The organism is Burkholderia sp. BCC1972 (assembly GCF_905339605.1).
Classification (GTDB): domain Bacteria; phylum Pseudomonadota; class Gammaproteobacteria; order Burkholderiales; family Burkholderiaceae; genus Burkholderia.
This window is the reverse complement of sequence record NZ_CAJPGH010000020.1, coordinates 105,432-129,400: the sequence shown is the minus strand read 5'-3', so window position 1 is coordinate 129,400 and position 23,969 is coordinate 105,432. Positions and strand designations below refer to the sequence as shown.

Sequence of the window (23,969 nt, the reverse complement as noted above, 5' to 3'; positions counted from 1 at the left end):
TCAATCGCGTGCTAGCCTTTTTACCGCATCGTCATTCGATTTTCGATGAACACAAGTCCGCACGATCGTGCTAATTCCCGTTTCCCCGGGATCGCCGCGACGACGCGCGACCGCCACCCTACGAGGATGTGCCGTGACCTTCCAGGCCAACGACGCCGTCGCCTACGCGAACGGCATGATCGAGCTTTCCCACAGCTTCGATGCCAACCGGTTTCTCGCGGCCATCGACCGCGACGAACTTGCCACGCTGGCGCCCCAGCTTCAGCTCGTCCACCTGAAATCGGGGCAAGTGCTGTGCGAACCCGGCGAGATGCTCACCGCGGTGTACCTGCCCATCACGACGGCGATCTCGCTGCAGTACGTGTCGTCCGGCGGCATGACGCTGGAGGTTGCGGAGATCGGCAGCGAGAGCGTGGTCTGCGACGACGTGATCGGCGGCAGCGGCCGGATGCCGTGCCGAGCGGTGGCCTGCCGCGACGGCTTCGTCTACCGGCTCGACCGGCGCGTATTCTCCGCCGCGTTCGACGCATCGCCGGTGATCCGCCATCTCGTGTTCGTCTGCGTGCGGCTGCTGATGGCACAGGTGGCGCAGATCACGTTCTGCAGCCGGCATCACGTGCTGAAACATCAGTTATGCAGATGGTTCCTGCTGGCGTACGACCGTACGCGCAGCATCGAGATACAGGTGACGCACAGCATGCTCGCGCAGATGCTCGGCGTGCGGCGCGAAACCGTCACGGATGCCGCGGGCGAGATCCAGAAGCTCGGCCTGATCCGTCAATACCGCAGCTCGATCGAGCTCGCCGACCTTGCCGGCCTCGAAAAGATGTCGTGCGGCTGCCGCGCGATCGTGCGCGATGAAATGAAGCGCATTCTCTCCGCCGATTCCGGCGTGCCGGCCGCATCGCGCGCGTGATCGACGGAGCGGCCCGGCGCGGTGCCTCGGCGCCGCGAGCACACCAGGTCAGCGGTTTGTAGGGTGGCGAACAGAACGCCGTGCCTGCCAATGGTCTACTGATGCCGGACTGCCGGGGGGACGTCAGCGCACATCGCGCGTCTGCCCGAGCGGACGACACCACGCACGCCGGAGCAGCACGTGAAAAACGAAATCAGAACCATCCTCAAGCACGTCGCCCACCTCGAAGCCGCGATCGATTCGATCGGTGACGGGGACGACCTCTACGAAGCGGGCCTCTCCTCGCTCGACACGATCCAGCTGATGCTCGCGATCGAGAAGCAGTTCGACATCGAGATTCCCGACGAGATGCTGAACCGCAACCTGTTCCGCAGCATCGACGCACTCGCGGCCACGATCGCCACACTGCAACGCACCGAGCACTCCGCATGAGCGCGCTGCTTCCCGAACTCGCGGCCGACAGCGAATCGCATCGGCTCGACGAGGCCGCGCTCGCCGTCGCACAGATCGCCGCTCAGCATGCGGATGCGGTCGATCGCGACGCGCGCTGCCCCGTCGAGGCGATCGAGGCGATGCGCGCGCGCCGGCTGCTCGGCGCGATGGTGCCGACGCATCTCGGCGGCGCGGGCGCGTCGCTGGAAGACATCGCGTCGGCCTGCTCGATCCTCGGCCAGGCCTGCGCGTCGTCGGCCATGGTGTTCGCGATGCACCAGATCCAGGTCGCCTGCATCGTCGACCATGCCGCCGACCAGGGCTGGCACAAGCTGTTCCTGCAGCAGCTCGTGCGCCACCAGTGGCTGCTCGCGTCGGCCACGTCGGAAGACGGCGTCGGCGGCAACCTGCGCGCGAGCCAGTGCGCGCTCGAAACCGACGGCGGCGGGTTCCGGCTGCGCAAATCCGCGCCGACGATCTCGTACGGCGACTACGCGGACGGCATCCTCGCGACCGCGCGGCGCGACGCCGACGCACCGGCTTCCGAGCAGGTGCTCGTCACGCTGCTGCGCGACGGCTACACGCTCACGCGTCGCGGCGAATGGGACACGCTCGGGATGCGCGGCACCTGCAGCAACGGCTTCGTGCTCGATGCGCAAGGCGCCGCCGTCCAGTGCCTGCCGGTGCCGTTCGCGAAGATCGCCGAAGAAACGATGGTGCCGGTCTCGCACATCCTGTGGGCCGCGGTATGGATCGGCGTGGCCGGCGACGCGTTTCATCGCGCGCACCAGTTTTTCCGCGCACAGGCACGCCAGACCGACGGCGCACCGTCGCCCGCGGCGCGACGCATCGCCGAATCGCTCGCGCTGATGCAGGCGATGCAGGCCCGTGTCGACGCCGTGCTGCGCCTCCATGCGAACGCGTCGTCGAGCTCGTGGTCGGCCGGCATGGCCCGGGCCGCCGAAATCAACACGCTGAAGACCTACGTGTCGACGACCGCGCTCGAAGTCGCGCACCAGGCGATGATGATCTGCGGGATGGCCGGCTACAAGCAAGGCACGCCGTTCAGCATCGGCCGCCACCTGCGCGACCTGCTCGCGGCGCCGCTGATGATCAGCAACGACCGCATTGCCGCCAATACTGCGAGCCTGCTGCTCGCGCTGCGTCCTGCCACGCTGGAGAAACATTCGTGAACGACCGCCTCGCCGTGCCCTCCGCCGCCTCCCCTTCCGCCGACGCGCCGCTCGACCGCGCAGGCGTCAACCCGCTGCGCGACGAACTGATCGACGCGGGCCTGCTGGTCTCGACCGGCATCCAGGGCCTGTTCGGCCGCAGCGAGCGATTCGAGCGCGTGGTCGAAGCGCTCGACGCATTCGTCACGCGGCTCGGCGCCGACCAGCAGGCCGAAGTGCTGCGCTTCCCGCCGGCGATGAGCCGCACCGAGTTCGAGCGCAGCGAATACATGAAGAGCTTCCCGCAGCTCGCCGGCAGCGTGCATGCGTTCTGCGGCGACGAACGCCAGCACCAGCGCGTGCTGCAATGCCTCGATCGCGGCGACGACTGGACCGAAAGCCAGAAGCCGACCTACGTGGTGATGACGCCGGCCGCGTGCTACCCCGTCTATCCGGTCGTCGCACGCGCGGGCGCGCTGCCCGCCGACGGCCGGATCGTCGACGTGTTCTCGTACTGCTTCCGTCACGAGCCGTCGCTCGACCCGACCCGCATGCAGCTGTTCAGGATGCGCGAGTACGTGCGGATCGGCACGCCCGAACAGATCGTCGCGTTCCGCGAAACGTGGATCGAGCGCGGCACGCGGATGATCGAGGCGTTGCACCTGCCGAATGCGATCGATCTCGCGAACGATCCGTTCTTCGGGCGCGGCGGCAAGATCGTCGCGAACAGCCAGCGCGAGCAGAACCTGAAGTTCGAGCTGCTGATCCCGATCGAGCACGACGGCCGCCAGACCGCATGCCTGAGCTTCAACTACCACATGGACCATTTCGGCCTGCTGTGGAACATCCGCACCGCGACGGACGACGTCGCGCACACGGGCTGCGTCGGCTTCGGCCTCGAACGGCTCACGCTCGCGCTGTTCCGCCATCACGGCTTCGACATCGATGCGTGGCCGCAAGCCGTGCGCGACGTACTGTGGGGCACGCGATGAGATTCGTCTCTCGCGACGGTGAAGACGCGTCGTTCGAGGAGGTGCGCCACCGCGCACGCCACTACCGGCCGCACCCGCTGCACAGTCAGGAGATGGTCTGGAAGCAGACCAACTGCTACGTCGACATGTGGCTCGAGGTGCTCCGCTGGTGGGGCCTGAATCCGTACGCGGCGCTGCCGTTTACGATCGCACTCGATTTCGAGGGCGACCAGTTCACCTTCTTCAAGTTTCCGCACGACGAACTGGAGCGGCTCTACGGGATCGTCGTGCAGGAACACTCGATCTACGAGCCGCTCGACCGGCACATCGAGACGCAGGTCGCGCGCGGCCACCTGATGATCGTCGAGGTCGACGCGTGGTTCCTGCCCGACACGCGCGGCAGCAGCTACCGCACGCAACACACGAAGACGACGATCGGCATCGACGCCATCGACCGCGTGAAGCACCAGATCGGCTATTTCCACAACAGCGGCTACTACGTGGCCGAGGATTTCGACTACAACGGGCTCGTCGGCGGCAGTTCGCCGATGACGCTGCCGCCGTACGTCGAATGCGCGAAGCGGCGGTTTACGCCGCTCGACGAGCGCGCACTTTGCGACGCGTCGCTCGCCGCGCTGCAGCGTCACCTGCGGCGCCTGCCGGTCGTCAATCCGATCGCCGCCTTCCGGCGGCAGTTGCAGATCGACGCGCGCACCCTCGCCGATGCGCCGCTCGAGCACTTCCATGCGTACTCGTTCAATTCGGTGCGGCAGCTCGGCGCGAATTTCGAATTGTTCGGCCATTACGCGCGCTGGCTGCAGGCCAGCGGCTGCGTCGGGCCGTTCGCCGAGATCCGCGCCGCGTGCGATCGCATCGCGTCCGAAGCGATGGTGCTGGAATTCCGGCTCGCGCGTGCCTGTGCGCGCGGCAAGGAAGAACGCGGCGACTCGACGCTCGAGGCGATCGAGGCCGCGTATGCCGACCTCGTCGCCTGCGCGCGGCAGATCGGCTCGCCGCTGCGGCATGTCGCGCCGGCGCGCAGCGACGCGGCGCCCGTGCCGGCCATGCGGTGACGCGCGCGCGTGCCCTGCCCGCGTGGTCGATGCTCGCGACGGCCGCAGGCGCCGTACGTGAACCGCGCGACCTTCCGGCCGATGACGGCGGCTGGATCGCGGCGCCCGTGCCCGGCACGGTTGCGCAGGCGCTCGCGCTGGCCGGCCGGCTCGGCGACGCGCCGTCGCTCGACGAGCGCGACCACTGGTACCGGATCGCACTGCGCGGGCACGGGCCGCGCGTGCTGCGCTTCCACGGCCTCGCGACGCTCGCGCAAGCCTGGCTCGACGACACGCCGATCCTCCGCTCCGACAGCATGTTCGTCGCGCACGACGTGCCCGTCTCGCTCGACGGCACGCACCGGTTGACGCTCTGCTTCCGTGCGCTCGCGCCGCACCTGCACGACGCGCGCGCGCCGCGGCGGGCGCGCTGGCGTACGCGGCTCGCCGAGCCGGCCGCGCTGCGCACGGTCCGCTCGTCGCTGTTCGGACACATGCCGGGCTGGTTCCCGCCTTACGTCCCGGCCGGCCCGTGGCGGCCGGTCGACGTGCTCGATCCGGCCGACGGCCCCGTCCTGGCCGAATCCCGCCTGCAGGCGCGCGTCGAAGGCGACACGGGCTGGCTCGACGCGGAACTGACGTTCGCCGCGCCGCTGCCCGCGAACCTCGCCGCGCGGCTTTCATGCGGAGAACATCAAGCGACGCTCGAACGCGCCGGCGCCGACCGGCTGCGCGCGAGCGTCGCGGTCCCCAACGTGCGCCGCTGGTGGCCGCATACGCACGGCGAGCCCGCGCTCTACGAGATCACGCTGCATATCGGCGACGAACGGCGGCCGCTCGGCTCGACCGGCTTCCGCACGATCGAGGTCGACGGCGGTGCCGACGGCAAGGGTTTCGGATTGCGCATCAACGGCGTACCGGTGTTCGCGCGCGGCGCCTGCTGGAGCAGCGCCGACCCACTCGCGCTGCACGCGGACGACACGACCTACGGCCGCCTGCTCGGGCTCGCACGCGACGCCGGCTTCAACATGGTCCGCGTCGGCGGCACGATGACCTACGAGTCCGACGCGTTCCACGCGTGGTGCGACCGGCTCGGACTGCTGGTCTGGCAGGACTTCATGTTCGCGAACTTCGACTACGCGCTCGACGATCCCGCGTTCGCCGACGACATCGATCGCGAAGCCGATCAGTTGCTTGCACGCCTCGGCGCCTCGCCTTCGCTTGCAGTGCTGTGCGGCGGGAGCGAGATCGCGCAACAGGCCGCGATGTCGGGGCTCGGGCCGAAGCAGCGCTTCCTCGAACTGACGGCCGAGCGGCTGGCCGGCCATGCGGCCGCGCGCCGCCCCGACGTGCCGTACGTACCCGATTCGCCCGACGGCGGCGTGCTGCCGTTCACGCCGCGCGAACGCGTGTCGCACTACTACGGCGTCGGCGCGTACCTGCGTCCGCTCGACGACGCGCGGCGCGCGGATGTGCGATTCGCGAGCGAATGCCTCGCATTCGCGAACCTGCCGTGCGATGCGACGCTCGCGGCGCTCGGCTGGCCCGGCGTGCATGAGCCGCGCTGGAAAGCCGCCGTGCCGCGCGACCCCGGCACGTCGTGGGATTTCGAGGATATCCGCGACCACTATCTGCAGACGCTGTACGACGTCGCGCCCGACCGGCTGCGGCGCGAGGATCCGGCCCGCTACTTCGAGCTGTCGCGTGCGGCGATCGCGGACCTGATGCGCGAGACGTTCTCCGAATGGCGTCGCAGCGGCTCGCGCTGCGCCGGTGCGCTCGTATGGCAGTTCCAGGACGTGATGCCCGGTGCCGGATGGGGGATGATCGACGCCGCGCACCGGCCGAAATCGGCGTGGTACGCGCTGCGCCAGGTGCTGCAGCCGGTCCAGGTGCTGCTCGTCGACGAAGGCCTGAACGGGCTCGACGTGCACGTGGTCAACGAACGCCCGGTGCCGCTGTCGGCGGCGGTCGAGCTGGTCGCGCTGCGCGACGGCCGCACGCCGGTCGCGCGGGCCGGTTGCCCGGTGCGGATCGCCGCGCACGACGCGATACGGATCGGATCGGGCGACCTGCTCGGCCGCTTCTTCGACTGGACCTATGCGTACCGCTTCGGGCCCTGCGAACACGACACCGTCGTCGCGACATTGCGCGCCGACGACGGCACGCTGTTGTCGCAGGCGTTCCATTTCCCGTCCCGCACGCATCCGGCCGTGCTGGCGCGCCGCGAACTCGGGATCGAGGCGTGCGTGTCGCGCGCCGGTAACACGTGGCACGTCGACATCGACACGCGGCACGTCGCGCGCCACGTGCAGATCGACGCGCCGGGCTTCGTGCCGCGCGACGACTGGTTCCACCTCGCGCCCGGCACGCCGGCGCGTGTCGCGCTCGTTCCGTTGACCGCCTCCGGCAACAACCCGGCGACCGACGCCAACGTGCCGCCGGTGGTGGACATCCGCGCAGTGAATGCCGCGCGCGCGGTGCGCGCCACGCAGGCCGATTGACGTGACGCTCGCGGCCGCTTCAGGCCGCGAGCGTGTTCCATCCAGTCTCGATCAGATCGCTCAGTCGGACGAACCAGTACCGCGCGGCCGCTCGATGCCGTACGCCTCCATCCAGCGATACAGCGTCGCGCGCGACACGCCCAGCTCGCGCGCGGACGCCGCGACGCGGCCGCGCGTGCGCAGCAACGCGGTTTCGATCGCCTCGCGCTCGATCGACTTGCGGATGTCGGCCACCGACGGCGACGCCGCATCGAGGCAGTATTCGAGTTCGAGATCGCGCGCGGTGATCAGGCGCCCTTCCGTCATCACGACCGCACGGCGCACACGGTTGATCAGCTCGCGGACATTGCCCGGCCAGTCGTGCTTGTACAGTGCAGTAATCGCATCGGTCGAGAACCCGCGCACGCGATGGCGCGCGTCGCCGCGGAAACGCTCGAGCATGTGGTGCGCGAGCAGTTCGATGTCCTTGCCGCGTGCCCGCAGCGGCGGCTGGTCGATGCGCATCACGCACAGACGGTGGAACAGGTCGGCACGAAAACGGCCTTCCTCCATCGCGTCGCGCAGGTCGACGTGCGTGGCCGACACGATCCGGACATCGACGGGCACCGGATCGCTGCCGCCGAGACGATGAATCGAGCGTTCCTGCAGAAACCGCAGCAGGCTCGCCTGGCTCTCGTGCGGCAGGTCGCCGATTTCGTCGAGCAGCAGCGTGCCGCCGTTCGCGGCTTCGACGTAGCCGATCTTGCGCGCGTTCGCGCCGGTAAACGCGCCGCGCTCGTAGCCGAACAACTCGGATTGCAGCAGGTGCGGCGGAATCGCGCCGCAGTTGACCGCGACGAACGGGCCGCTGCGCCGCTCCGAATGGCGATGGATCGCGACGGCCGTCAGTTCCTTGCCGGTGCCCGTTTCGCCGAACACGAATACCGGTGCGTCGGTGCGCGCGAACCGCCGCACCGTATCGAACAGCCGCAGCATCGCGCTGCACGTGCCGACGATGCCCTTCTCCTCCGATTCGAGCTGTTCGCGGTCGCGTGCGAACAGGCATTCCATGCCATACGCATGGCCGACCGTATCGGCGATCCGCTGATGCGACGCGGGCAACGTGACGTAGTCGAAGCAATAGTCGCGCAACAGCGCACGCACGTTCGGCGACGCGGTCTGGCCGACGTCGACGAGCGCGACCCACACGACGTCGCGCATCGACGCGCAGGTCGACGCGATGCTGCCGATCGCATCGGCATGGCCGCCGCTGAGATCGAGAATGCCGCAGGTGATTTCGCCGGACGTGTCGCGCAACTCGTTCGCATGCGCGACGACCGACACTTTCCAGTCGCGGCGCGACAGTTCCTTTCGCAGCATCACGGACGGCGACTGCGTCCAGTAAATCAGCGGACGCTGCCCGTTACCGCTCTCCGCGCCGGCGCTCTTATCGCGCGTTATTGGCATATTCATAACGAACCATCACTTTCTCCACTCCGCGCCCCGTTCGCGTGCGCTGCGGCCGGTGGCGCATGGCCGCCTTTCCGCGCTGCGTTGCCGCAGCCTTGGCGAAGATCGAATCTGCACACGGCGAGAACCCCCGGAGGTCGAGCCGGATGTCATCCGGCCTCGTTGTCATCGAACTCGAACGGAACGCGCGGCTGCGGGAGCCACGACATTCCGGCTTTGAAGCGACCCGCCGTCAGGCGGGGCACGTCGGCAAACGGAACATCCGTCCGCATGTGCGTCGCGTCGTACACGACAGTCGCGCCCGATGCCGAACCGAACGGCGGTCAACCTGCTCGCAGATTGACCGCCGCATTTCATCCGTTCTTGAATTTACACCCCGTTTCGAGATGGTCTTGTTACCAAAAGATAATCCTGAATCAACCGGTTACGCAGCCCGTCGGTGCGCGCGACACATGTTTGGCCACTGAGATTTGATTATCACCGAGCATTCCCGTCAATCAGTGGCAAATACTACTTTTCCGCAAGATAACCACGATCGATTGCGTGCAATTTTCACCGAAATCCGGGAAAAAGACCGGCACCGCATGCCGCGCGCCGCATAATCGGGCGCGCCGCCGGCCGGCTGCACCGTCTTGGGACGGCATGCCGGCCGCCCGACCGTTACACGCCGTAATCAACCGGCGCGAATACCGGTCAGGTTCGCAGCGCCGCCCGGCCCTGCCGGACCGGCCGATCGCGCATGCCGTCTGCGGCCGGCGCCTCGTCGTCCGGTGTAAAGCCGGCGGGACCGGCCATCTCCTCCTGCAACGCGGCATAGCCGTCCATCACGAAGCGGGTGAACTCGTCCCGAAAGCGCGCCGAACCAAAGCGTTCGGCGTTCGCGCGACACGCGTGCGGATCGATCGACCCGCGCGGCAGCGCTTCGAAACGGGCCAGCGCGTCGAGCAGCGCGTCGACCGTCTGCGCGCGGTAGAACAGGCCCGTTGCACCGGCGGCCGGCCATGCGCGCACCGATTCGCGCACGCCGCCCTTCCCGTACGCGATCACGGGCGTGCCGCACGCCTGTGCTTCGACCGGCGAAATGCCGAAATCCTCTTCCGCCGCGAACACGAATGCGCGCGCACGCTGCAGGTGGTCGTGCAGCACGTCGAACGGCTGGTAGCCGAGCAGTGTGACGTTCGGCCCGGCCAGCGCGCGGATCTTCGCCATCTCCGGTCCGTCCCCGATCACGACGAGGCGGCGTTCGGGCGTACGCGAGAACGCGTCGACGATCAGGTCGATCCGCTTGTACGGCACGAGCCGCGATGCAGTCAGGTAGAACGCTTCCTTGTCCGGGCGCAGCGACAGGTGGTCGACATCGACCGGCGGATAGATCACTGTCGCATCGCGCCGGTAAGTCTTGCGGATCCGGCGTGCGATGAAGTTCGAATTCGCGGCCACACGATCGACGCCGTTCGCCGAGCGCGCATCCCAGTTGCGGATGTAATGCAGCAGCGCCCGCGCGATCGCCGATTTCGGCCCGCGTGCGAGCCCGGCTTCGTTCAGGTACTGGTGCTGCAGGTCCCAGGCATAGCGCACCGGCGAATGCACGTAGCTGGCGTGGAACTGGTCCGGGCCGCTCAGCACGCCCTTCGCGACCGCATACGAGCTCGACAGCACGACATCGTATGCCGACAGGTCGAACTGTTCGATCGCAAGCGGAAACAACGGCAGGTAGCTGCGGTAGCGCGTGCGCGCGAACGGCAGCTTCTGGATGAAGGACGTGCGCACCGCCCGGCCGCGCAGGCAGTCACGATCCTCGAGGAAATCGACGAGGCTGTAGACATCGGCCTGCGGAAAGCAGTCGATCATGTGGGCCAGCACGCGCTCGGCGCCGCCAGGCACGACCAGCCAGTCGTGAACGATCGCAATCTTCAAGTACCGCTCCCGATTCTTCATTGACGTTCGATATGAGTGAGCCGCGCAACGCGGCCACCATGCGGTGCCAATTATCGGGAAGCACCGGCGCGGCCGTTGTGTGCTACCGCACATTGCGCCGTTGTCGGTGCACCGCGACCGTCGCACCGCGCGCAGGCCCACAAACCGGAGCGTGAGTGCGCTTTCGAACAGACCGGCGCGCACGGCATCCGCATCATGATCATCGCCGCACCGCACAGGACGAATGCGTCCGTGCGGCATGGCGTGCTGAAGGTTTCACACGAGGACCGCATCATGGAATGGCATTGTTGTGAATTCGAACATCTGAGCGCCGTCGATCTCTATGCAATCCTGCGCGCGCGCAACGCCGTGCTGGTCGTCGAGGATGCGCATACCCATCTCGACATCGACGGCAAGGACGCAGGCGCATTGCACGTCTATGCAACCACGCGCGACGGCGATACGGCGGAAGTCGCGGCCTACGCGCGGATCCTGCCCGGCGACGACATCGACCCGGACGTCGTGATCGACAAGGTACTGACGAGCGAAGCGTGCCGCGACGGCGATACGCTCGAGCACCTGCTCGAACGTGCATTGACCGCCGCGCTGGCCGCATGGCCCGACGCCGCGCTGCGCATGCACGTCCCCGAGCCGCGCCAGGCGTTCTACAAACGTTTCGGATTCCGCAAGGCATACGGACCGTATCTCGAGCAGGGCGCGCCGTTCGTCGGCATGATCCGGCCGGCCGACCGCGCCGCCGGCGCGCTGCGCCAGCTGCTGTCCCGGACCGTTTCGACGGCCCGCTCGCGAAATGAAGACGCACGCGCCGACGCACGCGTACACAACCGGCTGCCCGCCGATACCGGAGCCAACCGATGACCCGCACCCTACGCCCGGTTCCCGAACCCGACCTGCCGCGCATCCTGCCGGTCATCCTCGCCGGCGGTTCCGGCACGCGTCTCTGGCCGCTGTCGCGCGAACAGTATCCGAAGCAGCTGATCGAGCTGACGTCGAACGAATCGCCGCTGTCCGCGACCGCGCGGCGCCTGAACGGCATCGCGAACGCCGCGCTGGGCGACACGCTGTTGCTGGTTTGCGGCGAACAGCATCGCTTCATGAGCGCCGCGCAAGTGGTCGACCGCGCGGCGCCCGCGCGCATCCTGCTCGAACCGGCCGCGCGCAACACCGCACCGGCGCTCACGCTCGCCGCGCTCGATGCCAGCGTGCTCGAGGACGACCCCGTGCTCGCGGTAATGCCGGCCGACCACGTGATCGCCGACGTCGGCGCGTTCCAGGACGCGATCGCCCGCGCGGCACGTTACGCGCAGGAAGGCGCGATCGTCACGCTCGGCGTGCTGCCGCGCCGCGCGGAAACGGGCTACGGCTATATCCGGGTCGGCGAGCCGCGTACGAGCCGCCACGGCGGACAAGGCGGCTATTCGATCGGACGCTTCGTCGAGAAGCCCGACGCCGCGCTCGCCGAGCGCTACCTGCAGTCGGGCGATTACTGGTGGAACAGCGGCATTTTCGTCACGCGCGCATCGGTCTGGCTCAAGGCGATTCGCGCACTGGCGCCCGAGATTCATGCGGCCTGCGAGTCGGCATGGCGCGCGGGCGTTGCCGAGGACCCGTTCTTCCGGATCGATGCGGCGGCCTTCGACGCCTGCCCTTCCGACTCGATCGACTACGCGGTCATGGAGCGCCTCGCCGACAGCAGCGATCTCGGCATCGAAGGCATCGTGGTGCCGCTGTCGGCCGGCTGGTCGGACGTCGGCACGTGGGATGCGATCTGGGAAATCATGCCGAAGGACGATCACGGCAACGTCGCGCGCGGCCCGATCGTGTTCGAGGACACGCAGGACAGCCTGGTGCGTTCGGAAGGCCGCCTCATCGCGTGCGTCGGGATGAAGGATGTCGTCGTGATCGAGACGCCCGACGCGGTGCTCGTCGCGAACAAGCACGACGTGCAGCGCGTGAAGAACATCGTCGCGCGCCTGAAAAGCGACCGGCGACCGCAGGCGAGCGAGCACCGCAAGGTGCAGCGTCCGTGGGGCCATTACGATTCGATCGATCTCGGCGAGCGGTTCCAGGTGAAGCGGATCGTCGTCGAGCCGGGCAAGCGGCTGTCGCTGCAGATGCACTATCACCGGGCCGAGCACTGGATCGTCGTGCGCGGCACCGCGAAGGTGACGCGCGGCAACGAAACCTTCCTGCTCAGCGAGAACGAGTCGACGTATATCGCGGTCGGCGAAGTCCATCGTCTCGAGAATCCCGGCCGGATTCCGCTGGAGATCATCGAAGTGCAATCGGGCAACTATCTCGGCGAGGACGATATCGTGCGCTTCGACGATCAGTACGGGCGCGAGGTCGAGGCACTGCCTTTGCAGCAGGCATAGCGGTGCGGGATACCGTGCGCCCGGCCCGCCGTGCGCGCGAACACCGCGATGGCGATATCGAACGACCGGCGCGTCTCGCCTTCAGTCGATATCGCGCCGCGACCGGCCGGACTGCCTGACGAATTCGCGTACCTGCGGCAACGACGAGACACCCGCACCCACCACGTCCGGTGCGACTGACCGCGATTGGAGCACGGCCGCGCACGGCCCGGCTTTCGCGTCGACGGCGGCGCAATCCTGCCGGGGGCCGACTCGCACCGTCATGCCGTGGACCTCCGACAAGGAATTGTCCACGAGCTGGACGCCCGACACGTTTCCCCACAAGCGAATGCCGTCGAACCGCGCGTGCGACACACGGTTGCCGATCACGGCCACGCGCGTCACCGAGCCCGACCACGTGCTGACCTCGATCGCGGCCTGCTGAGTGAGCGGACGCGGGTCGGTCCGGCCGGCCGCGGTCTGGATGGCCGATACCACGTTGTGCTCGACCCGGACGTCGGACACGCCGTAGGTCCGGTAGCTGTCTTCCTGCGCGACAAGGATCCCCGCACTCACCTGCACGTCACGCACGGTGTTGTTCGAGATCGTCACCTCCGCGCCGCCGACCACCGTGATTCCGCGCCCCCACGTATTGCCTTCGAGCACGTTACCGGTAATCAGCACGTTGCGGGTCAACGCCCCGTCGGCCAGGTAGCTCACCACGGCAATCATGTCGTCGCCGGACCCGCGGACGACATTGCCCTGAACCAGTACATTGCGCGCGCCGTGCGTGATGTGAATGCCGTCGGCGAGTGTCGACAGTACCCGGTTGCCGACGATCGCGACGTCCGCTCCGCCGAACACGAATATACCCGCGCTGGCGCCGCCGTCGATGACGTTGTCGAGCACCTGCACGTCACGCCCCGTCACCTCGACCTTGGTCGATTTCGGCGTGTCGAGACGCGTCGTGCCGGTTCCCGTGAGATGAAACCCGGCGAGCGTCGACCCGTCGCCCCGCATCTCGATCGTCTGATTGCCGGGAACGGTCGCAATCAGCGTCGCGCCGACACCCGACAACACGACATGCCGCTGCCGCACGACCAGCGAACGGCCGACGACATACCGTCCCGGCATGAACACCAGCCGCTGGCCCGGCTGCAGCACGTCCAGCGCCCGCTGCAGTTCGTCCGCCTGATCGGCTGCATCGGGGTCGGGATGAACGTACGCAGCCGGTAGATCCACGTGAATCGCACTCGTTCCGGAAGTGCCGGATACTGCCGCGGCGAACCCCGGCCACGCCAGGCAGCCAGCCATCGTCATGCCGGCGATACCGGCGCATACGCGAGACAGGCACTGCGATCTGCGCATATCGAATCATTTCCAGGGAGGAACCCGGCGCACGCATCAGCCGGTCGCATCGCCGGACGCGAGCACACCACGCCCCCGACGCGACGTGAGCGTACGCGCAAGCTTCACGAACGGTGCTTCACACAGCCGGTAGCCGGCCCACGACAACGGGATCAAAGGCACCATCGGTACGAACATGTACAGACCGAGCGGCCATCCGGCGATGTGGAAACGCTGACACAGCCAGTACGCCGCAAACAGCGGAAGACTGTGCAACAGGTACACCGAGTAACTGATCTTGCCGATCCATGACAGCAGGCGGATGCGAAGCTTCAGCACGGTCGCGAGCATCGCGAACGTCGCGATGCCGATCATGTAGGCAAGCGAAATCGGAAGGTGAAACGTGTTGTGATGCCGCCAATCATCGATGGCCCCCGCCAGCGCAACGCCGACGACCGGTACCGTTGCATAAGCGACCGCCGCCCGGTAAGTGACGGAGAGCCGAGACAGCGCACCGCCTCTGGCCAGTCCGACATGCAGCAGTCGCGTGGGGTTGTCGTACGCCTGGCGAAAGCATGCGCCCCAGAACATGATGCCAAGATGATATGGCATGGTCTTGTACTGACTGAGAAGATCAGCCGGGAACAGGTGCAATTTGAGCGTCAACACGAACAATCCGCATAACCCGACAGTGACCAGGCACAGGTGGAGCATCCGGTGAAGCGCCCCGCACCAGAACAAAATCAGGCACAACCCGTAAAAATACAACTCCGTTTCCAGCGTCCAGCCATGCGGCAGGATCAGGCTTTCCCCAAAGGCAACCGGGATCATGGTCACATTTGCCAGAATGCCACGCAGGTCCATCGTTTTATCGAACAAATACCAATGAACAAAATACCCTGCGGGCAGCGCCAGCCAATAGGCCGGATACAGTCGAAGAAATCGACGAACGAGGAACCGCTTCGTGCCCGCGCCGATCTCGCCGTGCAGGCTGGTTGGAATCAGCATGCCGCTGATCGCGAAGAAAATGACCACCCCGATTCTTCCGAAATTCACGGAGCGCTGCAGCGTGTCCAGCACCTGCTGTGAACCGGCAAGAGGGACGAACCGTTCTGCATAGTGCGTCCATATGACCAGTATCACCGCAACGGCACGCATGGCGTCGATATGCTGAAACCGCTCGGAACTCATCGCGTTTGACATGACTGGAATGGTGAAGACTCAAGGCACAAGGCGGCTGGCCGGGTTCATTTGGGATCCGAATGCCTCGCATCGACCCAGTACCACCAGGCGAGTGCGAGAACTGCATAAAAAGCCGTACGCGAGCCGAACATCATCCAGTATTCACCTTGCTGAACGGCGAAGGTTGCATATGAAAAGACCTTCGCCATCAGCCATAGCATCACGACCCCGCCGCGCATCGCCACCAGAATCTGCAGCGCACCGAGCGCGCCGTACACCAGGCCGGTCATCGCGATGAAGAGAGCGCCTCCGGCATAGCCGAACCAGTACACGGGCACGGCCATGTTCCCCATCGTGAAGGTCACGTCGTCGAACATGTAGGCCCTGAGCACGCTCGGCTCGGTGTACGACTTCATCAAGTCACGCAAGCCGCTCGGTTCGGAATCGTCGAAAAATGTCGGCATGGTCCAGGAACCGAGCGAGTTCACGAAGCGCCAGAAGGCGTCCGTGCCACCCAGCCTCGGCGCCGTGAACAGGTGTGCATCGTTGTCGACCACGTACCACGGCTGGCCCTGAAGCAGAAAGCGCGACGAAAGCATGTCGGCAACTTCGAGCCCCTGCCCGCGGTAGGAGTACACAATGGAAACGGCACCCAGCAACAGCGCCAGTCCCGCACCGATACCCAGAAAGCGGACAACCGGCTTGCCGTTCATCGCATGAATCGAAATGAACGGCGCCAGCGAGCACAACCCGATGTGCAGCACTGCCATGAATTGCTCGCCATGCATCACGTTGAGCGCCAGGTCGACAGCCATCGTCAGGATCGCCGCCGCTCGGATGCGCTTGTCGGGACTGGTGGCAATGGTGCCCAGCAGAAAACCCATGAAGGACTGATTGTTCAGGAACAGGTTGAACATCGTCCCGTTCGATGAATCATTCCGCAGCGCGTATCGATTGATGCCGGAAAACAACGAGAACCCGGACGTCAGACCCGCGATCACGCCGATCGCGATGATCGTGGCCGCGAGCCCGAACCCGATCACGATACTGATCGGTTGAAACGTGATCCGTGCCTTGATCGGCTCGCGCGCCGGGCGTTCGTCCAGAAACCGATCGAAGGCAACGAACGCACAGACGACGAAAATCAGATAGAACGAAAGGAGCCGGCTGAACGCCCCTGTCGCGTCACCGATGACGTCGGTTTCCGTCAGATAGCCGCCGTCCTCCAATCCCACGCCTGCAAGGAATGCGGTCATGCCGATCGCCAGTACGTAAAGCATCGAAATGGCAAACACCGGGCGCGATTTGACCAGGGCGACGAGCCCCAGTGTTGCCAGCAGAAACGTGCACAAGGCGCTCGACTCCTTCATGCCGAGCGCCGGCATCACCGCGTTGAACAGCAATGCGAGCGTGAACAGCGTCAACCCGATCAAGCTGTTCGCGGAAACAAAGCCTCCCGTGCCGCCCAATGCTCCCGTCGTTCTATCCATCGTGCCGCAACCCGAAATTCGCGCCATCCGTCATGCACCCGTACCCGGCGGCGCATGGCTGATCATCACGGGCGCTCAGGACCATGGCAAACCGCGTCCGGGAAGGCCGGATCAACCATGACCCGACGAACGGCATGGCTCGTGCCGTATCCGTATCGACTTGAGGTGTTCGTTTCGCCATGATCCGATGATTCATTTTCTGCGCTCCGCTCTGCTCGACATCACGCAACGTTTCTGAGCAGCTCCTTTCTTACGCGCGTCCATGCCCTGAACCACAACGTATCGGATGCGACGTAGCGAGGATCGGCCTGCGCCCGGGTTTCCTTCGCGTGTCGGTTCCCGTTCGCGTAATAGCCGTGGCGCAACGGTGAAAGCGCGAAGCCGTTGAACACCAGGCCATCCACGTTCGCACCGACCTTGTTCAGGTTCTCGATCGCGTCCGCCACATCGACGTAGCTGACCGAACCTTGACGCGCCACCATCAACGTGATGTCGGCGAACCTCGACAACATGGCGACGTATGCTGCCGGACGAACCGGCGGCGCATCCACGATGATCACGTCATATTCGCCGCGCAGCGAGGCGAGCAGCGCCCCCAGCTTCTCGGTGCCGTACAGGTTCGGCACGCGATCGACCTGTTTTCCGGCAGACAGCATGTCGAGATTTTCCTGAACGCGCGCGATCGCCTTCCTGAGATCGATCGAGCCTTTCAGCACATCCGACAAACCCTTCTCGTATTTCGCCGGCACGCGTCGGTCGATGCTCCCTTGGCCCGCATCGGCGCGCACAAGCAGGGTCTTCAGGCCGCTGGCCGCAAACAGACCAGCAATATTGGCGGAGATCATCGACTTGCCCTGCCCCGGTTCGGGCGACGTCATCAGGACAGTCGTCGCCTTGCCCCGATCCGCGCTCATCCTGCAACGCAACAGCATGGCCAGATTCGCCATCGCCTCGGCGAGCGGCGTATCCGGGTGCTCGCTCACCGCCATGAAAGCCGACCTGTCGCTCGGGTCGGCCTCGATCTGCCGCGGCGACGACGGTAGTACACCGAGCATCGGCACGCCGGCCATTGCTTCCAGATACTTCGGATCACGAACACGCCTGAAAAACAATGCAAAGCCTTGTGCCACGGCAACGCCCAATATCAGCCCGACCACTGCACCCAGCACGATCACGAGCATGCGCTTCGGCCGAATCGGCTTGTCGCTCACATCGGCCTTGTCGATGATCGATGCATTACCGACCGTGCCCGCTTTCGCGATCTGCAACTGCTGCGTGTTGTTCAGCAAGCCGACATAGAGCTGGTTATTGACTTCGACGTCTCGCGCCAGACGCAAATAGGTCTGCTGCTGCGACGGCAAGTGCGCCACCTTGCTTTTCAATTCGGCCGCCTGCTGATCGAGCGTCTTCAGCTTGTTGACCACGGCCGCGATCTGAGGCTGTCCGGCTACATATTTGGACGACAAGTCCTGATACTCGAGCTTGGCTTCGAGCCGCGACTTGTCCACCAGCGCCAATTGGTCAATGAGCAGCCTGACGTCGCCCTGCGAATCGATCGAACCTTGCGAGTTGCGAAACGTGTTCAGCGCCTGCTCCGCCTGCTCCAGCCGTGCCTTCACCGCCGGCAGTTGCGCTTCAAGGAACGCCAGGCTGCGTTCCGCGTCGTCTGAACGCCGTCTCGCGTTGATATCCAGATAGGCCGCGGCTATCGCATTGAGCAGCCGCGCGGCAAACACAGGATCGGGATCCTCGAGACTGAGCTGCATGATGCCCGACTGGCGTTTCGTTTCAGCGCCGGCCAGCTTGGTCAGGACGGCGTCGAGTCGAACGGACGTGGCAACCCGCCGTACCCGGAACTCCGTACCGGGGCGCGCCACGATCCGCGACACCTCCACGCGATAGCCGTTGCCTTCGCTCGGCTGGCCGATGACGCCCTTCAACACCGTTTGGCCATCGCTGTCCTTCAACAGGAAACGGTTGCCCTCGAGATAATCAAACTCCAGTTTTTTGCCAAGCTGTGCATCCGGGACGTCGAATTTGCTGAATTCGACTCGTTCACCGCCCCACGCCCAGAACGGTGTATTGAACAACGGCTTGACGAGACCATCCGCATCCTTCGACAGGATCGAACCAAGAAAACCACCGACGAGCGGAATCCGATTACTGACTGAAACTTCCGCCTGCGCGACGGTTTTCTCGATCGCCTGGGTGACGACCGTGCGCGAGCGAGCGATATCGATTTCGCCGATGACGGCGGAGTTCTGAATATCGAGCGCATTCGAAATCTCCGAAAGCGAACCCAGCGCGCTATGCTTGTTTTCCTGGACCTGTATCAATGTGTCAACAGAATAAATCGGTGTCGCCGACATCGCATACACGATCGCCAACAGCAGGCACCCCAGAAAAACAGAAATAAATGCATTTCGATAATAAAACACATTTTCCAGCAATTCGGTCAGCGTAAAGCGAGTCGCGTCGCGGGAAATATTTCCCGCGCCGTCTCGGTACTCATTAGATGAACGCTTATCCAATGCCATGCATAAACTCCCAAATTGCCACCTTGCCAGGTTTCTCGTGGCGCCGCGTGCTCGTGGTCACGCGTGCCGCGCGACACCCTTGCCAGGCCGGGCCATCGTGGGCGCCTGCCCTGCATCCGACTGCAGGTCGGTAAAAAGTGCGCCACTTAACCCTTGCCCCAGGAACCCCAATGATTCTGTTTGTCCGGGCCACTATGCGATAAATACCCGACGCGCTAAGTGCGATGGCTTACATTAACAGGCACTGATGGCGCGAATCTCTCGGTTGCCCATCTGTCTCGTGCTATGTTAAGTGCCCGTCGCTTCCCCTTTCGACAATCCATGACAATTGCGGGCTTGATGGCGCAGCCGGACGCATGACCGCCGATATCAGGATGTCGAGACGAGAAACGCCAGAAACTCGAAGGCACGGCAAGTATTAAATTAATTTAAATTGTTTCTAAATACGGGTCATATCCGGCCGGCAGACCAGCCGGTTTACCATGCTGAATGACGACATGAACAACCACCAGCTGTTCGATACGCTCGCGCTGAAAAAGAACGACCATGCAGCGCGTCGAATGCGCGCCGCGCTGTCCGTGGCGATTTCCACCCTGCTTTCGGCGTGTGCGTTCGCGCCGGGCCAGCACATGGCAGACCAGGCTGCATTGCCGGTCACGACCGCCGACAATGGCGACGTGACCAGTGACATGAAGGTGCCGGTCAAGCAGATCGATCTGACGCTGATCAACCAGATTCACACGGAGCAGAAGCAGCGCACCTCGTCGCCGATTCCGGGCAATCTGCTCGGCAAGCCGAGTGGCTACAAGCTCGGCCCGGGCGACGTGCTGCAAATCACGGTGTGGGATCACCCCGAATTCGCTGCCGCTGTCGGCCAGCCCACGCAGAACACGAAATCGTCCGACGCAGCACCCGGTTTCGTGGTCGATAGCGACGGCAACGTGCAGTTCCCGTACGTGACGCGGCCGATCCGCGCGGCCGGGAAGACTTCGGCGCAGGTCCAGCGGGAACTCGATGCCGAACTCAGGAAAGTGTTTATCAAACCGCAAGTGACCGTTCGCGTCGCATCGTTCCGCGCCGAGCAAGTGTACGTAGACGGCGAAGTGCGCGCCCCCGGTTCGCAGGCGATCAACGACATTCCGATGACCCTGGTCGAAGCGGTCAATCGCGCGGGCGGCTTCGCGCCGAGCGCGGATCAGAGTCGCGTGACGATCAGTCGCAACGGCACGACTTATCCCGTAAACGTCGCGCAGATGATGAAGACGGGCAAGAGTCCCGCCGCCATCATGCTGCAGCCGGGGGACCTGTTGCATGTGGGTGCGCGCGATGACAATCCCGTCTATGTCATGGGCGAAGTGAACAAGCCGACGGCCGTGCCGCCCCAACGCGATGGCTCGCTCACATTGAGTGCGGCGCTTTCGGAGGCCGGCCAGCTCAACCAGCAGACGTCGAACGCCCAACAGGTTTTCGTGCTGCGCAAGGCCGCCGACAGCGAGCCGGTCATCTATCACCTCGACATGAAGTCGCCCGTCTCGATGCTGCTCGCGAATCAGTTCCCGCTCGCGTCGAAGGATATCGTGTATGTCGACAACACCGGGCTGGTCCGCGCGAGCCGCGTGCTGAACCTGCTGCTGCCCGCCATCAGCGCGGGGTTGACCGGGGCGCTCATCACCAAGTAAGCGGCTTGTCGGAGGGACGGCAACGGCGACGCCTGTCGACTCGCATCGCACAATGGCTGCCGTTCGGAAGGATGGCGAATCCGTTGCATCACGCTTCCATCGCCGCCTCCTCGCCGGCGGCGCACGAATCGCCTCAGCCCGAACGTGCCGACAGGTTAATCAGACCGACCCGCTCACGACAGAGGACATACGCGAGCGCGACGGCGACGGCCGTTTCGGCGAGCAACACCGCGATCGCCGCGCCACGCTCCGCGAACAGCATGGCAAGCGGCGGCAGCAGCGTCACGTTCAGCACACCGGACGAGATCAGGATGATGCTGAAGGCGCGCTTCATGCCCATCGGCAGCATGGTTTGAACACCGAACAGATCCGTCATGCATGCCATGAACGGCACCAGTGCCAGGCAACGCAGCACGCCGACCGTCGGCGCAAACGAGCTGCCGTACAGGATCCGGACGACGAGCGGTGCGCATGCGTAGATCGTTGCCGACATGGCCAGCACCAACGCGCCCTGCAGCACGATCAGCTTTCGCAGGAATGCAAACGCGTCGTCACGCGCGTGATGCATCAGATACGTGACGTGCGGATAGGTTGCGGCTCTCAGCGGTTGCAGCAGGCCGACCGCAGCCCGGATCAACTTGTCGCCAGCGGAAAAATAACCGGCGGCGACACTGCCCGAGACGATGCTCAGCAGGATGGTATTGGTCGATGCATAGAACGAGATCGACGTCGATGCCAGAAACACCTGCGAGCCGCCTTTGAGCGCGGCGGCGATGTCGGCGAACCGCACGCGGACGCTGTCGATCTCGCGGCGGAGGAACAGGTAGGCAAGCAACGTCACTCCGCACAGCAACGGCACCGCCGCGTTGATGGCAACCGCGTGCAGGAGATCGTCCGGCGTGCGCACCCACAAGAAGAAGGCAACGACACTGCATGCACGGTACACGACCACCGTGACGCTGTAGACGCTCAGCTTCTGGATGCCCTGAAAGTACCAGCCCGGCGTCAGCGCGGCACCGACCGCCATCCCGAACCCGATCAGCAGCGCCGTGCGCTCCGCCGCGAAATGCGGGATGAGCAGGGTCAGCGCGACGAGCACGGCGAAGCCGGCGACCGTGATCGCCCACTGGGCACACACCGTTGCCCAGAAAATCCGTGATCGCTCCACCCTGCCGTCCGCCAGCGCGACACGCGGCGTTGCGGTCAGGTCGAAGCTGTAATTGGCCAGATTGATGAAATACGTTGTCACCGCCAGCACGAACGACAACCGCCCGTATTGCAGGGGGCCGAGCACGCGCGTCAGCAGCGGCAACGTGACGAGCGGCACGACGTACGTCGAGATTTGCAATGCGAACAACAACGTAAAATTTTTTCGGACAGCGGTCATCGTGCTTTACGGGCTGAGAGGAAACAGTGTGCCAACTGTCAATGTGCCCACGTTCGCGGTACATCCGTGCCGATGCCAAGTACGGCACACAGCGACGACGCGTAGCATTCGACCGAGTAACGCGACCAGTCGTAGTGACGATTGTCGCTATCGAGGTGCGCGCGCAGTTCGGTGAGCGCATGCGCGAAGCCTTCGGCCGTGCTCCGGTAGAGGATCTTGTTACCGATCTCGTCACCAAAGGTCGACAGGCTTCCGATGTCGTGCACGAGCGCCGGCAGGCCGAGCATCGCCGCCTCCACGATCACGAGGGGGGCGTTTTCCACCCAGATCGACGGTAACACGAGGGCATCGTGCGTCGGCAGCGCGGCGAACAACGTTGCATGATCGAGGCGCCCGGCAAAGCGCAGCCTCCCCGATTCGACGAGCATCGCGTAACGTTTTTCCAGGTCGGCCCGCTCGGCCCCGTCGCCGTAAACGGTAAGCGACGCAATCGCATCGCCGGCCGATTCGCTCATGAGCGCGAGAAACCGGCCGAGGCCTTTGTCCGCATCCACACGTCCGACGAACGCAAGATCGAGGCGATCGCTCCGGACGGGCTTGGGCGGACGAGGAACCAGCGTCGAGTCGATCGGGTTCGGCACCAGTGTGGCGGGAGTTCGGCCGCACTGCGCGATGAGATCTCGCATGAACGGGCTCGGGCAGAGGATCTCGTCGAACAGGCCAAGCGGATCGAAAAGCGCATCGACCGCATGCCAATGCAACTTCTTCGCGACGTCGTGAAGAATTCCGCGCGGGCTGGCCTTCAGCGCGACGCGCCGGCTGCGATGCAGCAGGTCGATCGACAACGGTTGCGCGCGTCCGCGGGGATAGACAAGCAGGCTCGGGTTGTAGAACAACAGATGGTAATCGTGCGCGGTCATGAACAGGCCACATCCCGAGTGCTGCTTGTAGCGCGCGAGCACCGGCAGAATCGCGCTCGAAAGTCGGTTGTGGTAGTTGTGCACGAGGATTCGTTGCGGTCGAAACCGATCGAGCAGCGCAACGAGCGCACGCGCGGCCGCAGGTGACCACGCACTTGCACGCCCGCCGCCTTCGACATCGGGTAGTGCACGCTCGTCGAAGGTTTCGACGACAACGCCGTCGCGGGCACGCAGCACGTCGACGGACACACGGTACACTTCCTCGGCACCGCCCTTGCGAGCGAAGTCGTTGATCACCAGCACACGCATCACGATCGGCCTCGGCGAACGCAATGCCGTGAGCGCGAGGCCGCGTCATCGCCTGCACGGCAGGGCCCGATCATTGCACGCGCGTTTCGCGAACCGGCGTCATCCCGTGTCGCATGCACCCGATCGTGCGCCACCCGCTCGCGGTGACGCAGATTCCACTTCCGATGTTCCCGGCACTCTGGCTTCATTGTCATTCCTGAACGGAGTCGCGATGGCGCCTGCGAAAAGGCGACCCCATGAAAATTCGACACTGTCAGGATAAGGCGACCGAAGCGGCGGAACTGTTCGCCCGGTTACGTTAGTCGGAGACTCCGGCAAAACCGCCGCCGG

The 23,969-nt window shown here is 65.0% G+C and carries 17 protein-coding genes; 9 read left to right on the top strand and 8 right to left on the bottom strand.

What is annotated here, in order from left to right; genetic code table 11:
* Positions 1–133: 133 nt before the first annotated feature.
* The 6 genes from U5798_RS25775 to U5798_RS25750 all read left to right on the top strand — a co-directional run bounded on the left by U5798_RS25775 (position 134) and on the right by U5798_RS25750 (position 7,047).
* Positions 134–916, top strand: coding sequence for a Crp/Fnr family transcriptional regulator (locus tag U5798_RS25775; RefSeq protein ID WP_322083620.1), 783 nt, complete (start codon positions 134–136; stop codon positions 914–916).
* Between the two features lie 180 nt (positions 917–1,096).
* Positions 1,097–1,348: an acyl carrier protein gene (locus U5798_RS25770; RefSeq protein ID WP_124447939.1), complete on the top strand. Its 252-nt coding sequence runs from the start codon at positions 1,097–1,099 to the stop codon at positions 1,346–1,348.
* Entirely contained in the window at positions 1,345–2,541 is a 1,197-nt protein-coding gene (locus tag U5798_RS25765) for an acyl-CoA dehydrogenase family protein (RefSeq protein ID WP_124447941.1), read from the top strand. The genes U5798_RS25770 and U5798_RS25765 overlap by 4 nt, the downstream gene beginning before the upstream one ends.
* Entirely contained in the window at positions 2,538–3,512 is a 975-nt protein-coding gene (locus U5798_RS25760) for an amino acid--[acyl-carrier-protein] ligase (protein WP_322083619.1), read from the top strand. The genes U5798_RS25765 and U5798_RS25760 overlap by 4 nt, the downstream gene beginning before the upstream one ends.
* Positions 3,509–4,564 carry a DUF1839 family protein gene (locus tag U5798_RS25755; protein WP_124447945.1) on the top strand — a complete coding sequence of 352 codons (1,056 nt, stop codon included), beginning with the start codon at positions 3,509–3,511 and terminating at the stop codon, positions 4,562–4,564. Before U5798_RS25760 ends, U5798_RS25755 begins: the two co-directional genes overlap by 4 nt.
* Positions 4,561–7,047 carry a glycosyl hydrolase 2 galactose-binding domain-containing protein gene (locus U5798_RS25750; protein ID WP_322083618.1) on the top strand — a complete coding sequence of 829 codons (2,487 nt, stop codon included), beginning with the start codon at positions 4,561–4,563 and terminating at the stop codon, positions 7,045–7,047. The genes U5798_RS25755 and U5798_RS25750 overlap by 4 nt, the downstream gene beginning before the upstream one ends.
* 60 nt (positions 7,048–7,107) lie before the next feature.
* Here the strand turns inward: U5798_RS25750 and U5798_RS25745 are convergent, their stop codons facing one another.
* A complete protein-coding gene (locus U5798_RS25745; protein ID WP_185658097.1) occupies positions 7,108–8,499 on the bottom strand; it encodes a sigma-54 dependent transcriptional regulator in 1,392 nt (463 codons plus the stop codon).
* A gap of 690 nt (positions 8,500–9,189) precedes the next feature.
* A complete protein-coding gene (locus U5798_RS25740; RefSeq protein WP_260434795.1) occupies positions 9,190–10,413 on the bottom strand; it encodes a glycosyltransferase family 4 protein in 1,224 nt (407 codons plus the stop codon).
* Between the two features lie 216 nt (positions 10,414–10,629).
* Here U5798_RS25740 and U5798_RS25735 point away from each other — a divergent pair, with 216 nt between their 5' ends.
* Both U5798_RS25735 and U5798_RS25730 read left to right on the top strand, forming a co-directional pair.
* Positions 10,630–11,292 (top strand): GNAT family N-acetyltransferase, encoded by a 663-nt coding sequence (locus tag U5798_RS25735; protein ID WP_124447953.1) that lies wholly within the window; start codon positions 10,630–10,632, stop codon positions 11,290–11,292.
* Positions 11,289–12,809 carry a mannose-1-phosphate guanylyltransferase/mannose-6-phosphate isomerase gene (locus U5798_RS25730; protein ID WP_124447955.1) on the top strand — a complete coding sequence of 507 codons (1,521 nt, stop codon included), beginning with the start codon at positions 11,289–11,291 and terminating at the stop codon, positions 12,807–12,809. Before U5798_RS25735 ends, U5798_RS25730 begins: the two co-directional genes overlap by 4 nt.
* Positions 12,810–12,890: 81 nt before the next feature.
* Here the strand turns inward: U5798_RS25730 and U5798_RS25725 are convergent, their stop codons facing one another.
* From U5798_RS25725 to U5798_RS25710, 4 genes are all read right to left on the bottom strand, one after another.
* Positions 12,891–14,156 carry a right-handed parallel beta-helix repeat-containing protein gene (locus tag U5798_RS25725; protein WP_322083617.1) on the bottom strand — a complete coding sequence of 422 codons (1,266 nt, stop codon included), beginning with the start codon at positions 14,154–14,156 and terminating at the stop codon, positions 12,891–12,893.
* A gap of 36 nt (positions 14,157–14,192) precedes the next feature.
* Complete coding sequence (locus U5798_RS25720) at positions 14,193–15,338, bottom strand: acyltransferase (protein ID WP_322083616.1); 1,146 nt, start codon at positions 15,336–15,338, stop codon at positions 14,193–14,195.
* Between the two features lie 44 nt (positions 15,339–15,382).
* Complete coding sequence (locus U5798_RS25715) at positions 15,383–16,807, bottom strand: DUF6418 domain-containing protein (RefSeq protein WP_124447961.1); 1,425 nt, start codon at positions 16,805–16,807, stop codon at positions 15,383–15,385.
* 221 nt (positions 16,808–17,028) lie between these two features.
* Positions 17,029–19,344: a GNVR domain-containing protein gene (locus U5798_RS25710; RefSeq protein ID WP_124447963.1), complete on the bottom strand. Its 2,316-nt coding sequence runs from the start codon at positions 19,342–19,344 to the stop codon at positions 17,029–17,031.
* Positions 19,345–19,841: 497 nt separating this feature from the next.
* On the opposite strand from U5798_RS25710, the gene U5798_RS25705 reads away from it, so the two are divergent.
* Positions 19,842–21,023 carry a polysaccharide biosynthesis/export family protein gene (locus U5798_RS25705; RefSeq protein WP_124447965.1) on the top strand — a complete coding sequence of 394 codons (1,182 nt, stop codon included), beginning with the start codon at positions 19,842–19,844 and terminating at the stop codon, positions 21,021–21,023.
* 133 nt (positions 21,024–21,156) lie between these two features.
* Here U5798_RS25705 and U5798_RS25700 read toward each other — a convergent pair whose 3' ends face one another.
* Both U5798_RS25700 and U5798_RS25695 read right to left on the bottom strand, forming a co-directional pair.
* The gene (locus U5798_RS25700; RefSeq protein WP_124447967.1) at positions 21,157–22,410 is read right to left on the bottom strand and encodes a flippase; all 1,254 of its coding nucleotides are present in this window, start codon (positions 22,408–22,410) and stop codon (positions 21,157–21,159) included.
* Positions 22,411–22,448: 38 nt separating this feature from the next.
* The gene (locus U5798_RS25695) at positions 22,449–23,639 is read right to left on the bottom strand and encodes a glycosyltransferase family 4 protein (protein WP_322083615.1); all 1,191 of its coding nucleotides are present in this window, start codon (positions 23,637–23,639) and stop codon (positions 22,449–22,451) included.
* Positions 23,640–23,969 lie beyond the last annotated feature (330 nt).

Excerpts from the sequence above, each read along its gene's own strand:
- U5798_RS25765 (WP_124447941.1), top strand. The coding sequence starts at position 1,345 with ATGAGCGCGCTGCTTCCCGAACTCGCGGCCGACAGCGAATCGCATCGG.
- U5798_RS25755 (WP_124447945.1), top strand. The coding sequence starts at position 3,509 with ATGAGATTCGTCTCTCGCGACGGTGAAGACGCGTCGTTCGAGGAGGTG.
- U5798_RS25745 (WP_185658097.1), bottom strand. The coding sequence starts at position 8,499 with ATGAATATGCCAATAACGCGCGATAAGAGCGCCGGCGCGGAGAGCGGT.
- U5798_RS25735 (WP_124447953.1), top strand. The coding sequence starts at position 10,630 with ATGATCATCGCCGCACCGCACAGGACGAATGCGTCCGTGCGGCATGGC.
- U5798_RS25730 (WP_124447955.1), top strand. The coding sequence starts at position 11,289 with ATGACCCGCACCCTACGCCCGGTTCCCGAACCCGACCTGCCGCGCATC.
- U5798_RS25725 (WP_322083617.1), bottom strand. The coding sequence starts at position 14,156 with ATGCGCAGATCGCAGTGCCTGTCTCGCGTATGCGCCGGTATCGCCGGC.
- U5798_RS25720 (WP_322083616.1), bottom strand. The coding sequence starts at position 15,338 with ATGTCAAACGCGATGAGTTCCGAGCGGTTTCAGCATATCGACGCCATG.
- U5798_RS25715 (WP_124447961.1), bottom strand. The coding sequence starts at position 16,807 with ATGGATAGAACGACGGGAGCATTGGGCGGCACGGGAGGCTTTGTTTCC.
- U5798_RS25710 (WP_124447963.1), bottom strand. The coding sequence starts at position 19,344 with ATGGCATTGGATAAGCGTTCATCTAATGAGTACCGAGACGGCGCGGGA.
- U5798_RS25705 (WP_124447965.1), top strand. The coding sequence starts at position 19,842 with ATGAACAACCACCAGCTGTTCGATACGCTCGCGCTGAAAAAGAACGAC.
- U5798_RS25700 (WP_124447967.1), bottom strand. The coding sequence starts at position 22,410 with ATGACCGCTGTCCGAAAAAATTTTACGTTGTTGTTCGCATTGCAAATC.
- U5798_RS25695 (WP_322083615.1), bottom strand. The coding sequence starts at position 23,639 with ATGCGTGTGCTGGTGATCAACGACTTCGCTCGCAAGGGCGGTGCCGAG.